Origin of the sequence: Kitasatospora sp. NBC_00458 (genome assembly GCF_036013975.1) — a bacterium.
Lineage (GTDB): Bacteria > Actinomycetota > Actinomycetes > Streptomycetales > Streptomycetaceae > Kitasatospora.
In genome coordinates this window covers 2,861,559-2,875,458 of record NZ_CP107904.1, presented here as the reverse complement: position 1 = coordinate 2,875,458, position 13,900 = coordinate 2,861,559, and the positions used below count along the sequence as shown (strand labels likewise).

Genomic DNA, 13,900 nt, shown 5'->3' with positions numbered 1-13,900 from the left:
GCCCGTTGGGCTGGTGACCGGTTGGGGCGAGCCCGGACCCGTCCCCGGCTCAGTCCTTCGACGGCGGGTGGAAGGCCACCGGTGCGGCGAAGGCGGCGCGGCGGGTGGCCCGGCGGAGGGCGCGCAGGACCGGGGTGCCGAGGGTGAGGCAGAGCGTGATGGTGAGGGCGGCGCGGGGGAGGTCCCAGCCGAGGGAGGTGGTGAGGCAGTAGACGGCGAAGCGCACCAGGTTGTCGGGGAGCGGATCCCCCGGGACGAACGAGATCGAGCTCGCCAGCCCGGCGATGTAGGGCCAGCCCTGGAGGTTCATGATCGTGCCGTAGAGGAGGGACGCGCCCGCCCCGTAGGCGGCGAGCATGACGAGTTCGCGGCGGCCGCGCAGGCGCTCCGGACCGGGGAGGAGGCCCGCGCCGAGGCTCACCCAGCCCATGGCGAGCATCTGGAACGGCAGCCACGGGCCGACCCCGCCGGTCAGCAGGGCGGAGGCGAACATCGAGAGCGCGCCGAGCACGAAGCCGAAGCCCGGGCCGAGCACCCGTCCGGCGAGCACCATCAGGAAGAACATCGGTTCCAGCCCCGCCGTGCCCGCCCCGAGCGGTCGCAGGGCCGCGCCGGCGGCGGCCAGCACGCCCAGCAGGGCGACCGCCTTGGCGTCCAGGCCGGGTGCGCCGCCGCCCGCCGTGCGGCCCTCGGAGATCTGGGCGACGACGACGGCGAGGAGCAGCGGCAGCAGCAGCGCGAACAGCCAGGGGGCGTCGGTGGAATGGCCGACCAGGGCCGACTCGGTGGAGGCGAGCAGCGGCCAGCCGAAGGCGGTCACGCCGACCAGCGAGGTGAGGGCGAGCGCGACGATCGAGCGGCGGCCGAGCGGGACGGGGCGGTTCATGCCGGGCACGTTCCTCGTGCCCTTCGTGCGGGCGGCGTTCATTCCGCCACCTCGTCGAGGGCGCGGGCGACCTGGTGGACGGTGAGCCAGGGGCCGGGCGCCAGCACCTTGGCGACCTGCGGGGCGAACGCCGGTGAACCGAGCACGACGTCGGCCGTCGAGCCGTCCGCGACGATCTCGCCCTCGGCCAGGACGGCCGTGCGGTGGGCGAGTTCGGCGGCCAGCTCGACGTCGTGCGTGGCGAGGAGGACGGCGTGGCCCTCGGCGGCGAGGTCGCGCAGGATCTCGACGAGCCGGCCCTTGGCCGCGTAGTCCAGGCCCCGGGTGGGTTCGTCCAGGAGGATGAGCGGCGGCCGTGCGGTGAGCACCACGGCCAGCGCCAGCGTGAGGCGTTGGCCCTCGGAGAGGTCGCGCGGGTGGGCGTCGTCGGCGAGACCGGGCAGCAGGCGCTCGACGAGGGCCCGGCAGGTACCGGGTTCGGCGCCCGCGTCGCCGTCGGCGGCCGCGCATTCGGCGGCGACGCTCTCCCCGTACAGCAGGTCCCGAGGGTCCTGGGGGACGAGCCCGACGTGGCGGATCAGTTCGGCGGGCCGGGTGCGGTGCGGGGCCCGGCCGCCGACCGTCGCCGAGCCGGAGGCGGGCGCGTGCAGTCCGACGAGGGCGCCGAGCAGCGTCGACTTGCCCGCGCCGTTGCGCCCCATCAGCGCGGTGATCTCGCCCGCGTGCAGGGTGAGATCGACGCCCCGCAGCGCCGGGACCGAGCCGCGCCGGACGGCCAGCCGGCGGGCCTCCGCCAGCGGCGTGCCGAGCGGCGCGGGCGCGGGGGCGGGACGGCGGCCGTCCAGGCGGGTGCGGAGGCCCGCGGCCCGGCGGCGGGCGTCCCGGACGGAGAGCGGGAGCGGGCGCCAGCCGGCCAGGCGGCCGAGGCCGACCACCGGCGGGTGGACCGGTGAGTGCGCCATCACCTCGGCCGGCTCGCCGAGGACGGCGGGCGCGCCGGGGGTGAGCAGCAGGACCTGGTCGGCGTACTGGACGACGCGCTCCAGCCGGTGTTCGGCCATCAGCACGGTGGTGCCCAGGTCGTGGACCAGCCGCTGGAGCACGGCCAGGACCTCCTCGGCGGCGCCCGGGTCGAGTGCGGAGGTGGGCTCGTCCAGGACAAGGACGCGCGGGTGGACGGTCAGCACGGAGCCGATGGCGACCCGCTGCTGCTGGCCGCCGGAGAGCGAGGTGAGCGCCCGGTCACGCAGGGAGGCCAGGCCGAGCAGGTCGAGGGTCTCCTCGACGCGGCGTCGCATCACGTCCGGCGGCAGGCCCAAGGACTCCATGCCGTAGGCGAGTTCGTCCTCGACGGTGTCGGTGACGAAGTGCGCCAGCGGGTCCTGGCCCACGGTGCCCACCAGGTCGGCGAGTTCGCGCGGGCGGTGCTCCCGGGTGTCGCGTCCGCCGACCGTGACCCGGCCGTGCAGCACGCCGCCGGTGAAGTGCGGGACGAGGCCGCTGACCGTACCCAGCAGGGTGGACTTGCCGGAGCCCGACGGGCCCACCAGGAGGCAGAGTTCGCCCTCGGGGACGGTCAGGTCGACGCTGCCGAGCGCGGGTGCTTCGGCGTCGGAGTACTGGACGGTGACCTGCTCGAAGGTGATCACGAGGCCCTCCGGGGCGGGGTCGGTGCGTCGTTCGGGGTGGTGGGGGAGGCGCCGTCAGGGGTGCTGCCCGTGCCGCCGGTGTCGCCCGTGTCGCCGGTCTTGTGGGGGGTGGCGGTCGGGGCGGCTGGGGCGGCTGGGGCGGCTGGGGCGGTCGGGGCGGTCGGGACGGCCGGTGCGGCCGGTGTGGCGGAGCGGGTCGCCGGGCCGGTGGGGCCGGTCGCCGTGGTGGGGCGCGGGAGCGGGGTCGCGAACGCCGGCACCAGGCCGATGAGGACGGCGACGGTGGCGGTGAGCGGCAGGACGGGGACGGTCGGCGGGACGACGGTGGGGGCGAACGCGGCCGGGTCGCCGGCGGCGAGCCACGTCGTCAACGCGGCCACGGCCACGCCCGATCCGGCGGTCAGCCACTCGGGCAGCACCCACGGGTCCGGGCGGTAGCGGGTCCGGACGGAGCGCCGGCTGCCGAGCAGGAGCCCGGTGAAGGCGGCGGCCAGGCCGACCAGGAGCACCGGTACCGCCCAGCCGGCGCCGCCCGCCGTCAGCAGCCCGTACGCGGCGAGGCAGATGCCGAGCAGTCCCGCGAGGGTGAGGGCGGCGGTGGCCCGGGCCAGTCGGCGCGGGACGTCGGCGGTGCGGCCGAACCCGCGGGTGTCCATCGCGGCGGCCAGCGCCACCGAACGCTCCAGCGCACCCTCCAGGACGGGCAGTCCGACGCTCAGCACGGCGGCGACGCCGCGGTCGGTGCGTCCGCGCAGACGGCGGGCGGCGCGCAGCCGCTGGATGTCGGCGACGAGGTTCGGGGCGAAGGTCATCGCCACCACGACGGCCACGCCCGCCTCGTAGAGCGCGCCCGGGAGGGTGCGCAGCAGACGGGCCGGGCTGGCGAGCGCGTTGGCGGCGCCGACGCAGACCAGCAGGGTCGCCAGCCGGAGCCCGTCGTACAGCGCGGCGAGCAGGCCCTCGGCGGTGACCCGGCCGCCGATCCGCACGCCCTGGGCCCAGGCGGGCAGCGGCACCTCGGGGAGGGTGAAGAGGACGTGGGTGCCGGGGACCGGGGAGCCGAGGAGGACCGCGAAGACCAGGCGGATGCCGAGGACGAGGAGTCCGAGGCGGAGGAAGGTCCCGTAGGAGCGCGACCACGGGGCGTCGGTGCGGCGGGCGGCGACGACGTAGCCGGCGACGGCGGCGAGGAGCAGCAGGAGGAGGGGGTTGGTGGTGCGGGTGGCGGCGGCGCCCAGACCGAGTGCCCACAGCCACCAGGCCCCGGGGTGCAGCTGGCGGGGGCCGGGCGCTGGTCGGCGGCGGGCGGCGCGGGGTGTGGGCACGGTGGGATCCAGGGGAGCGGGGGAGCGGGAGCGAGGGGAGGAGCTTGGTGGTGGGGAGCGGGGCGGGGCCGGGCGGTTCTGACGGGAGCCTTTTTATGTAGACCGGTCGGTATATGTCGGTCGGTCTACATACCGGGGAATCAGTAGACCGGTCGTCATAATTTCCCCGAGCTGCGGCCTGCTGGGCCGCTTGGGCCACTTGAGTCGGGCGGGCTGGGCGGGTCGGGCCGGCCGGGCGGGCAGGGCAGGCAGGTCGGGCCGGGCGGGTGGGGTGAGTGCCGTCCTCATCGGCGGCGGCGCGTCTGCCAGACGGCGCCCGCGGCGAGGGCGGCGATGAGTGCGGCCCCGGTGATCACGCCGAGGTCGGGGCCGCCGGCCCCGGCCGAGGCGTCGTCCCGGGAGCCTTCCCCGGAACCGCTGCCCGGGGAGACGGCGGAGGCGGGCGGCTGGTCCGCGGCGCCGAGCTGCTCGCCGCAGCCCGCCCGCGGGTAGCCGGCGATGGCGCACAGCAGCCCGTTGCCGTCGTACCGCAGCGGCGGAGCGACGGCGGCCAGGACCTCCGCCGAGCGGGCCCGCGTCGGGACCACGGCGCAGGCGGTACGCGGTCCGGGCGGGGTCTCGCGGGCGGGTGCGTCGGCGGCGGTGCCGAAGTCCAGGACCACGGCGACCCGCTTGCGCCCGCTATGTTCCGGGGTTGCCGCGCAGATCGCGGCGAAGTCCCCCGGCATGCCGGGCCGTGCGGCCTCCTGGCCGCCGTCCGGGCTGACGGCGAACCGCCAGCCGTCGACGGCGCCGTCCGGCGGGACGTGCACGGCGGGCCCCTGCTGCTGGTACGTCCAGCCGCCGTCGGACCACTTCCAGAACGACCAGTACCGGTACCCCGCCGCCTGAGCCGGTGCCGCCCCGAGCACCAGCAGGATCAGCACCCCGGTGACGACTCCGGCGACGAACCGGAGGGCCGCGCGTGCCACCCGCCGCCTGCACCGACGGCGCAGTTCGACGGCGCCGGGGTCCGTGGAGGCGGAGGCGGCGGACGCGGGGGCGGGACCCGCGGAGGCGTCGGTCGAGGCGGACGGAGCGGGGACCGAGCAGGGCGAGGGGGAGCGGCCGGCCACCCGGGGGCGGCCGGCCGACGGGGCGGGATCGGTCACCGCTGGGGGCCCCGCTTGCGCTGGAGGCTCAGCAGCAGGCCACCGCCGACGCCGATGAGCAGGCCGATGCCGAGCACCCAGTACGTGCTGATGCCGCCGCCGTCGTCCTTCTTCGCGGACGGGGACGCGGTGGGCGATCCCGCCGCGGCGACGGCCTTGGGGGCCGGGCCGAGGGCGGTCAGCTGGGCGACGAGGTCGCTTCCGCCGAAGGCGGCCGGGTCGCGCTGCGCGGCCTGGGCGACCAGCAGCAGGGTGGCGGTGGCGGCGGCGTCGGTGCCGCCCTTGGTCCAGGTGCCGCCCTCCTTGGCCAGCCAGTCGACCGCGCCGGTGGCCTGCTGGGGGTGCCCGCCCTGGACGAGGCCGAGGGCGGCCCAGGAGGTGGCGGTGAAGTCGGGGGTGGGCGTCGCGCCGGGCAGGGTGAGCATCAGGTGCTGTCCGTCGGCCGCGAGCCGGGCGGTCAGGTAGGCGCTCACCGCCTCGCCGGAGTCGGCGCGCGCGACGGGCGTGGCCGGGGTCGTCGCCGGGGTCGTCGCCGCGGCGTCGGGGGCGCAGCTGAGGGGCTTGGGCGCGGTGTCGGTCCGGTTGGTGTTGGTGACCGGGAGCTTCCCGCCGGTGGCGGCGAGCGAGGCCTGGCCGGTGGCGAGGGCGTTCACCTCCGGGGCGGTGCCGTCCGGTGCCGTCTGGTAGACGAAGGCGCCGCGCTGGTCGGCGGGGGCGGTGCAGGCGAGCTGGAAGACCGCCAGTCCGTCGAAGGCGTTCTTGCCGGCCTTGGCGACGCCCGCCGGGTCCGTCTTCGCGGCGAACAGGGCGCTCACGGCGAGGCCGGTGGAGTCGGCGTCACCGGGGTTGCCGGGGTTGTAGGCCCAGCTGCCGTCCGCGTTCTGGTTGGCCTTGATCCACTGGACGCCCTTGTCCACGGCGTCCTGGTGCCCGCCGAGGGCGACCAGTGCCTGGATCGCGGCGGCGGTCGCGTTGCTGTCCTCCAGTTTGGCGTCGCAGGCGGCCGCGGCGTCGGCCCGGTAGGACTGCCAGCCGCCGTCCGCGCACTGCTGGCCGGTGAGCCAGGCGACGGCGGAGTCGGCGGGGGTGACCTTGGCGGCGGCGAGTGCGGTCAGCGCGAGCGACTGCCGCCACACCGCGTCGTAGGTCGGGTCGCTCTTGCCGTACAGGCCGTCGGGGAGGGCGGTGGGACCGGCGCCGGGGGTGTCGGCGAGGGCCGGGGCGGCGGCGGTTCCGGCCAGCAGCGCGGCGGTCAGGGCGGCGGCGCCCAGGCGGGCGGCGGTGAGCATGGTGGGAGGTGTGCCTTTCGGTGAGCGGTGTCGGCCTGGACAGGCCGTTCCGTAGCCCTCGACGGTGCCCGGCGGTGGTCCGCCCGGCTGGGCCGCTCGCTTCTCTCCGGGCGGTCCGACTCGTCCGGCGGGTGGTGCCGGGCTCACGGTTGCGGGGTCAGTGCCGGATTCGCGCCGGCTTTCCCCGGAGGAGAAGCGGGATGGAATTGTCCTGCATGCCGACTTTAGCCGCCGTGCCGGGTGGGGCGGGGTCGGGCGGGTCCGGGCGGGGCGAGAACAGGTTTCAGTCGGGGGCGGGGAAAGGCGGAGGGGCGGAGGGGGATTCGAGGGGAGCGCGGGGAGCATGCGGAGGGGGCGGGAGAAGGGGCTGGAGGGGCGGGGGAGGAAAGGGGGGAGCCGGGCATCAGGGCCGGGTGAGGAGTCCGGCCGCGGTGTGCAGGTCCGCGCGGACCTCGGCGATCGAGGCGCGGCCGGAGAGCCAGGCGACGAGAGCGGCGTGCCAGGTGTGCTCGATCACCCGGACGGCGGCGCGCTGGGTTTCGGTCGGCGGCTCGGACTGGCCGATGGCGTCCAGGATCAGCCGTCCGGTGGCGACCGACACCTGGTCGACCTCGGCGCTCACCGAACGGTCGGCGAAGGAGAGCGCGCGGACCATCGCCTCGGCCAGCAGCGGTTCGCGCTGGAGCGCGTGGAAGGCCCGGGTGAGCGCCTCGGCGACCCGCAGAGCGGGCTCGGGCTCGGTCGGGGGGTGCCGCCGGACCTGTTCCTGGAGGCCGCGCAGCTGTTCCAGCATGACCGCCACCAGCAGGTGGACCTTGGACGGGAAGTACCGGTACAGCGTGCCGAGCGCCACCTGGGCACCCTCCGCGACCTCCCGCATCTGTACCGCCTCGTACCCGCCGCGGGCCGCCAGCGCGGTCGCGGTGCGCAGGATCCGGCGCCGTCGTTCGGCCTGCCGGGCGGTGAGCGGCGGTGCGAGGTCGGTGTCGGCTCCGGCTCCGGTACCGGCACCGGGGCCGGACGGGTCGGCGACCGGTGCGGCCGCCGGCGCGGTGGCCGGCGCTGCCGTCGGCGCGCCGTCGGCAGGATCCGCGGCGGGCGGCACGGCGGGCAGCGGGGACGGCGGCGGGGAGGGCGCGACGGGCAGCGGCGCGGAGGGCGCGGCGGACGTGGGCGGGGGCATGGCGGACGACGGCAAGGGGGCTCCCGGGGCGCGAGAGTGGCGGGCTGCTCCGGCGGTGCCCGGCGGGTCCGGGCGGGTCCGGGCAGTGCTCGGACGGCCGCTCGCACGGCCGCCCGGGCGGCGGTTCAGGCGGGCCGCCCGGGCACGGTGCCCGGGCGTGGCGTGAATCACCAGCCCTGGCTCCTGAGTGGAAGCTACGGGCCGGTATCTTCGAGGTCTCTCATTGTTCACCTGGTTTCCGGTGAACTCCACACCAGACTGAAACCTGATCTACTTTACCGACCGGCAGCACCGACAGCAGCAGAGACGAGGGCCGAGAATGACCGCGCAACCGCTGCGGATTGCCCTGCTCTCGTACCGCGGCGATCCGTTCTGCGGCGGCCAGGGCGTGTACGTGCGGCACCTCTCCCGCGAACTGGCCCGCCTCGGTCACCACGTGGACGTGATCGGTGCCCAGCCCTACCCCGTGCTGGACGAGGTCGAGGGCCCCGGATCGGTCCGTCTGGTCGAACTGCCCAGCCTGGACCTCTACCGGGCCGACGACCCGTTCCGCACCCCGTCGCGCGGCGAGTACCGCGGTCCGGTGGACGTCCTGGAGTACGCCACGATGCGGACCGGCGGCTTCCCCGAGCCGCTGACCTTCTCGCTGCGCGCCCGCCAGTACCTGGCCCGGCACCGCGGCCGCTACGACGTCGTCCACGACAACCAGACGCTCGGCTACGGGCTGCTCGGGCTGGACCGGCACGGCTTCCCGCTGGTCACCACGATCCACCACCCGATCACCGTCGACCGCCGGCTCGAACTGGACGCGGCCCCCACCCGGCTCCGGCGGCTGTCGCTGCGCCGCTGGTACGCCTTCACCCGGATGCAGCGCCGGGTCGCCGCCAGGCTGGACCACATCATCACCGTCTCCGGCACCTCGAAGCGCGAGATCGCCGAGCACCTGGGCGCCGCGTCCGACGCCGTCTCGGTGGTGCCGATCGGTGCCGACACCCGCCTCTGGTCCCCGTCCGCGACGGTCCGCCGGGTACCCGGCCGGATCGTCACCACCTCCAGCGCCGACGTGCCGCTGAAGGGCCTGGTCCACCTGGTCGGGGCGCTGGGCAAGATCCGCACCGAGCGGGACGCGCACCTGGTCGTGGTCGGCAAGCCGCAGAAGGAGCACGGTCCGGTCACCGAGGCGGTGCGCCGGTTCGGGCTGGAGCGGCACATCGAGTTCCGGCACGGGCTGACCGACCGGGAGCTGGTCGACCTGTACCGCTCGGCCGAGGTGGCCTGCGTGCCGTCGCTGTACGAGGGGTTCTCGCTGCCCGCCGCCGAGGCGATGGCCACCGGCACCCCGCTGGTCGCGACCACGGGCGGGGCGATCCCCGAGGTGGCCGGTCCGGACGGCGAGACCTGTCTCGCCGTGCCGCCGGGCGACGCGGACGCGCTGGCGGCGGCGCTCGGCCGACTCCTGGACGATCCGGAGCTGCGGGCCTCGCTCGGTGCGGCCGGCCGCGAGCGGGTGCTCGCCCGGTTCACCTGGGAGCGGGCCGCCGAGCTGACCGTCGACGGCTACCGGGCGGCCATCGCCACCGGCGCCGGCCGGCGGGCCCGGTCCGGTCCGGGCTGGCGCTACGTGGCCTGACGGGCGGCCGCCGGTCGGTCCGCCGACCAGCCGGTCCGCCGGTCGGTCGGGACCCCGGCCGGCTGTTCCTCCGGTCGGCCCACCGGCCGACCGGTTTCGCGCAACGCGATTCCTCTGACTCGGCGTCAGAAGCGTTTGGTACCTAAGGAATGGGAGCCCGCAGTGCTGACCGTTGATTTCTCGCGCTTCCCGCTCGCCCCCGGCGACCGGGTGCTCGACCTGGGCTGCGGCGGGGGGCGGCATGCGTTCGAGTGCTACCGGCGCGGGGCCAACGTGATCGCCCTCGACCAGAACGCCGAGGAGATCGCCGAGGTCAGGAAGTGGTTCGCCGCCATGGACCAGGCCGGTGAGGCCCCCGAGGGCGCGTCGGCGGTCGCGATGGAGGGCAACGCGCTGGCGCTGCCCTTCGAGGACGAGTACTTCGACAAGATCATCATCTCCGAGGTGATGGAGCACATCCCGGACGACAAGGGCGTGCTCAACGAGATGTTCCGGGTGCTCAAGCCCGGCGGCCTGCTCGCCGTCACCGTGCCGCGCTGGCTCCCCGAGAAGATCTGCTGGGCGCTCTCCGACGAGTACCACGAGGTCGAGGGCGGCCACATCCGGATCTACCGGGGCGACGAACTGCTCGGCAGGCTCAAGGACGCCGGCCTGGAGCCGTACGGCACCCACCACGCGCACGCGCTGCACTCGCCGTACTGGTGGATCAAGTGCGCGGTCGGCGTGGACAACGACAAGTCGCTGCCGGTCAAGGCCTACCACCAGCTGCTGGTCTGGGACATCGTCGGCACCCCGGTGATCAGCACCCTCACCAAGGCCGCCGAGCGGGCGCTCAACCCGGTCATCGGCAAGAGCTTCGTCGCCTACGCCTCCAAGCCGAACCGGGTCGGGGCGGACGGTTCGGGTACGGCGAGTGCGACGGGCGCGATAGGCGACGCGGGCTCGGGCTCGGGCTCGGGCGCGGGCTCGGGCTCGGGTGCGGACGTGGCGGGCGGCGCGGAGTGACCGCCGCCGTCCCCGAGGTCCTGCTGCTCGACGGCGTCCTCGACGCCGAGCAGGCCGCCGACACCGTCCGCAGCATCCTCGCCGAGCAGCAGCCCGACGGCGCCATACCGTGGTACAGCGGCCACCACCTCGACCCCTGGGACCACACCGAGGCGGCGATGGCCCTGGACACCGCCGGCGAGCACACCGCCGCCGAGGCCGCCTACCGCTGGCTGGCCGCCCGCCAGAACCCGGACGGCTCCTGGTACGCCGCGTACGCCTACGGCCAGGGCGGCGGCGCCGACGGTGCCGAGGGTGCCGGGGGTGCCGGCGGTGCCGAGCGCGGCTTCGCGGACGGCGAGGTGTGCAACGCCGCCAAGGAGACCAACTTCTGCGCCTACATCGCGGTCGGCGTCTGGCACCACCACCTCTCCACCGGCGACGACGCCTTCCTGGAGTGGATCTGGCCGACCGTCCGGCGGGCCCTCGACTTCATCGTCGCCCGGCGGCTGCCCGGCGGCCCGATCGCCTGGCGGCTCGACGAGCACGGCGAGGCCGCCGACGAGGCGCTGCTCACCGGTTCGTCCAGCATCCTGCACGCGCTCCGCTGCGGCCTGGCCGTCGCCGACTACCTGGAGGAGCCGCAGCCCGACTGGGAGCTCGCGGCCGGCCGGCTCCGCCACGCCATCACCCACCACCCCGAGCGGTTCCTCGACAAGGACCGCTACTCGATGGACTGGTACTACCCCGTGCTCGGCACCGCGCTGCGCGGCGCAGCCGCGGTGGAGCGGATCGAGAGGGACTGGGACCGGTTCGTGGTCCCCGGCCTCGGCGTGCGCTGCGTCAGCGACCGCCCCTGGGTGACCGGCGGCGAGAGCGCCGAACTCGCCATGGCGCTCTGGGCGGTCGGCGAGTCCGACCGTGCGGTGGACATCCTGCGCTGGATCCAGAAGCACCTGCGGCACACCGACGGCTCGTACTGGACCGGGTACGTCTTCGAGGACGACGCGATCTGGCCGGAGGAGCGCACGACCTGGACGGCCGGGGCGCTGCTGCTGACGGTCGCGGCGCTCGGCGGCGACCCGGCGACGGTGGCGGTGTTCGGCGGCGACCACCTGCCGGCCGGGCTGGTGGTCCAGGACTGCTGCTGAGCCTGCCGGGCCTGCGGGCGGCGCCGCGCGGGCATCGGACGACGCGCGGGTGGCGGACGGCAGGCTGCGGGCGGCGCGGGCATCGGGCGGCCGGGGGGCGGGGGTACGCCGAAGGGGCGGGACCGGAGAGATCCGGTCCCGCCCCTTTCGGTGTGGTGCGTGGTGCGGGTGGCGCGTGCGGACGGGTCAGCCGCGCTGGATGCCGTTGGTGTCCGGCAGCAGGCCCTGGGTGCCGTCCTGGAGCTGGGCGACCAGTGCGGTGCCGCGCTGCTCGACCGCCAGGTACCAGGTGCCCGGGACCAGTTCGCCGACCGGAGCGCCGACCGGGTTGTCCTTCGGCGCCAGCTGGCGCGGTGCCGGGACGGCGAACCAGAACGGCGAGAAGTCGCCCGCCGGGGCCGGCGTCGGCTGGGCGGCGGCCGGCGTCGGCCGGGCCTGCTCGGTCTGCGCCGCGTGCTGGGCGGCGACGTCCTGCGGCTGGCCGGCCTGCGGGGTCGGGTAGCCGTAGCCACCGGGCTGGCCGCCGAACGCCGGAGCCTGCGCCTGGTTCGGGTCCTGACCCGGGCCCGGGTAGCCGTAGTGGCCGCCCGGCTGGCCGGGCTGGCCCGCCTGCGGAGCCGGGTAGCCGCCGCCCGGGTAGGGCTGGACGGCCGGCTTGTCACTGACCAGCGGAGTCTTGAGCACCGGGATCAGCGGGCCGCCCGCGGCGGCACCGGCCAGCACGATCAGGGCGATGACGGCGAGCCAGGCGCCGAAGCCGTGGTCGAGGCCCTCCAGGCCACCGCCGAGCGACCAGATCGCCGCCCAGAGCGCGGCCACCGAGAAGGCGATGCCCCACTGGTCCAGCCGCAGGCCGAGGATCTGGCGGTTGGCGGCGGCCTGGCCCTGGAAGCGCTGCACCAGGATCAGGGCGGCGGCCACGATGCCCATCAGGAAGACCGACGGAAGGATGGGGAACAGGACGCTGTCCCACGCGTTCGTCGAGGTGTCACCGCAGTACTTCGTCTTGCAGTCGACGGTCCAGTAGGGCAGGAAGGAGGCGATGAAGAGCAGGACGGCCGCACCTGCGACGGCGGCGTCTCCCTTGGTGAGAGCGCGCAGATTCACTAACGTTCCCCTCGTTGGTGTGTCGTGGTGGGCAGTTCTCGTGTCGGAGCCCGACGCGGTCGGCTGACCGGTCGGAAAACCCCGAACGGACCAGAAGCCTAGGGCCAACCGCCTCGCGGGTGCACGGCGGGCTCGTCAATGGGGCGAAGTCGTTGCAAACTGCGCGGTTCCGACTCCTGCCGTCCACCGGCCCGCCCACCGGCTGTCGACTCCTCAGGACGCCCGGCGTGCGGCGTGCCTCACAGTGTGCGCCACGGCGCGCCGTGAGGACACGGTCCGCGACGCTCCTGGTGACGTGCCGCACGGCACGCCTCGCGGCCTGCCGGGTGCCGAACCGGTGGCGCGGGGCCTGGCCGCCTGCGGGGACCCGGCGCGCTTGCCTGTCGCGTCGCCTACCGGGTGGTCAGAAACGTCGTCAGCGCGTCGGCGATCCCCTGGGCGGCCTGTTGGCGCCACTGAGGGTCCGTCATCCGGCGGGCGTCCGTCGGGTTGCGCATGTTACCGCACTCGATGAACACCTTGGGCACGGTCGACAGGTTGAGCCCGCCGAGGTCCGAACGGGTGTCCAGCCCCTGGCTCGCGGTGTAGTCGGCGTAGGGCTCGCCGGTGGCGGTGCGGAAGCTGTCGCGGAGCAGCAGGCCGAGCCGGTGCGAGGGCGCGACGATCGCCGAGGTGTCCGCCCGGCCGGCGACCACCTTGGCGGGCATGATCACGTGGAACCCGGTGCCGCCGGCCGGACCGCCGTCACCGTGCACCGAGACCGCGGCGTCGGCGTGCGCGGTGGTGCCGGCCCGGGCGCGTTCGTCGATGCACGGCCCCCACGCGCGGTCGCCGTCGTGGACCAGGACCACGGTCGCGCCCCGGGCGGCGAGGACCGCGCGGGCCCGGCGGACCACGTCGAGGGAGTACTCGGCCTCGGTGTAGCCGGCGTTGGTGGAGGTGCCGGTGGTGTCGCACTCCTTGCGGGCGTTGCCGATGTCGACCTGACGGTTGATCTCGGTGGTGTGGGTGAAGTTGCCGGAGTTGTGTCCCGGGTCGAGGAGGACGGTGCGGCCGGCGAGAGCGGTGGAGGAGACGGCCGTGGAGGAGGCTGCGGTGGAGGGGAGGGCGGAGGCGGCGGAGGAGGGGGCGGGGCCCTCGGCGGGTGCGGCGGGAGTGGCCTCGGCCGGGCCGGTCGTTGCTGGGTCGGGCGTCGCCGGGCCGGGCGTCGGGGATCCGTCGGACGCGGGACCGTTGGCCGTGGCGGCGGACGGTGCGGTGGCGCCGGGGGCGAGCGGTGCGGCGTTCGGCGATGCGGCGGCGGGCGTGCCCCGGTCGGGGGAGCCGACCGCCTGCCAGCCCAGCCAGCCGGCCAGGCCGAGCGGGGCCAGGACGCCGACCACGGTGGCGGTGCGCAGCAGGGCGGAGCGCCGGCGGGGAGCGGTCGGGTCGGGCGGGTCGGTGGGGCCGGTCGACCCGGTGGGGTCGGACGGGTCAGCCGGGTCGGCCGGCTCAGCCGGGTCGGTGGGGTCGGTCGGGTCCGGGGTGGTGCGGGTCACGGGTGGT

Annotated in this window: 11 protein-coding genes; 3 read left to right on the top strand and 8 right to left on the bottom strand. The window is 75.8% G+C overall.

Annotation, left to right across the window (positions count from 1 at the left end; genetic code table 11):
* Positions 1 to 49: 49 nt before the first annotated feature.
* The 6 genes from OG550_RS11275 to OG550_RS11250 all read right to left on the bottom strand — a co-directional run bounded on the left by OG550_RS11275 (position 50) and on the right by OG550_RS11250 (position 7,405).
* Positions 50 to 928, bottom strand: a complete 879-nt coding sequence (locus tag OG550_RS11275; RefSeq protein WP_442905981.1) for an ECF transporter S component — start codon at positions 926 to 928, stop codon at positions 50 to 52.
* Positions 925 to 2,535: an ABC transporter ATP-binding protein gene (locus OG550_RS11270; RefSeq protein ID WP_327676570.1), complete on the bottom strand. Its 1,611-nt coding sequence runs from the start codon at positions 2,533 to 2,535 to the stop codon at positions 925 to 927. The genes OG550_RS11275 and OG550_RS11270 overlap by 4 nt, the downstream gene beginning before the upstream one ends.
* Complete coding sequence (locus tag OG550_RS11265) at positions 2,532 to 3,809, bottom strand: energy-coupling factor transporter transmembrane protein EcfT (protein WP_442906146.1); 1,278 nt, start codon at positions 3,807 to 3,809, stop codon at positions 2,532 to 2,534. Before OG550_RS11265 ends, OG550_RS11270 begins: the two co-directional genes overlap by 4 nt.
* A 335-nt stretch (positions 3,810 to 4,144) precedes the next feature.
* Positions 4,145 to 4,831 carry an SCO2322 family protein gene (locus OG550_RS11260; RefSeq protein WP_327676568.1) on the bottom strand — a complete coding sequence of 229 codons (687 nt, stop codon included), beginning with the start codon at positions 4,829 to 4,831 and terminating at the stop codon, positions 4,145 to 4,147.
* Between the two features lie 176 nt (positions 4,832 to 5,007).
* Positions 5,008 to 6,300 (bottom strand): prenyltransferase/squalene oxidase repeat-containing protein, encoded by a 1,293-nt coding sequence (locus OG550_RS11255; protein WP_327676567.1) that lies wholly within the window; start codon positions 6,298 to 6,300, stop codon positions 5,008 to 5,010.
* 403 nt (positions 6,301 to 6,703) lie between these two features.
* Positions 6,704 to 7,405 (bottom strand): TetR family transcriptional regulator, encoded by a 702-nt coding sequence (locus OG550_RS11250; protein ID WP_442906145.1) that lies wholly within the window; start codon positions 7,403 to 7,405, stop codon positions 6,704 to 6,706.
* 397 nt (positions 7,406 to 7,802) lie between these two features.
* Between OG550_RS11250 and OG550_RS11245 the strand changes: the two genes are divergently transcribed.
* The 3 genes from OG550_RS11245 to OG550_RS11235 all read left to right on the top strand — a co-directional run bounded on the left by OG550_RS11245 (position 7,803) and on the right by OG550_RS11235 (position 11,248).
* A complete protein-coding gene (locus OG550_RS11245; RefSeq protein WP_327676565.1) occupies positions 7,803 to 9,113 on the top strand; it encodes a glycosyltransferase family 4 protein in 1,311 nt (436 codons plus the stop codon).
* Positions 9,114 to 9,275: 162 nt separating this feature from the next.
* On the top strand, positions 9,276 to 10,118 hold the full coding sequence (locus tag OG550_RS11240; protein WP_327676564.1) for a class I SAM-dependent methyltransferase: 843 nt from the start codon (positions 9,276 to 9,278) through the stop codon (positions 10,116 to 10,118).
* A complete protein-coding gene (locus tag OG550_RS11235) occupies positions 10,115 to 11,248 on the top strand; it encodes a prenyltransferase (RefSeq protein WP_327676563.1) in 1,134 nt (377 codons plus the stop codon). The genes OG550_RS11240 and OG550_RS11235 overlap by 4 nt, the downstream gene beginning before the upstream one ends.
* A 186-nt stretch (positions 11,249 to 11,434) precedes the next feature.
* On the opposite strand, the gene OG550_RS11230 is transcribed toward OG550_RS11235, so the two are convergent.
* Positions 11,435 to 12,355, bottom strand: a complete 921-nt coding sequence (locus OG550_RS11230) for a hypothetical protein (RefSeq protein WP_327676562.1) — start codon at positions 12,353 to 12,355, stop codon at positions 11,435 to 11,437.
* 392 nt (positions 12,356 to 12,747) lie between these two features.
* On the bottom strand, positions 12,748 to 13,893 hold the full coding sequence (locus OG550_RS11225) for an N-acetylmuramoyl-L-alanine amidase (RefSeq protein ID WP_327676561.1): 1,146 nt from the start codon (positions 13,891 to 13,893) through the stop codon (positions 12,748 to 12,750).
* Positions 13,894 to 13,900: the final 7 nt, after the last annotated feature.

What these genes read in the sequence shown, in the direction of transcription:
- OG550_RS11275 (WP_442905981.1), bottom strand. Translation starts at nt 928, where the DNA reads ATGAACGCCGCCCGCACGAAGGGCACGAGGAACGTGCCCGGCATGAAC.
- OG550_RS11255 (WP_327676567.1), bottom strand. Translation starts at nt 6,300, where the DNA reads ATGCTCACCGCCGCCCGCCTGGGCGCCGCCGCCCTGACCGCCGCGCTG.
- OG550_RS11245 (WP_327676565.1), top strand. Translation starts at nt 7,803, where the DNA reads ATGACCGCGCAACCGCTGCGGATTGCCCTGCTCTCGTACCGCGGCGAT.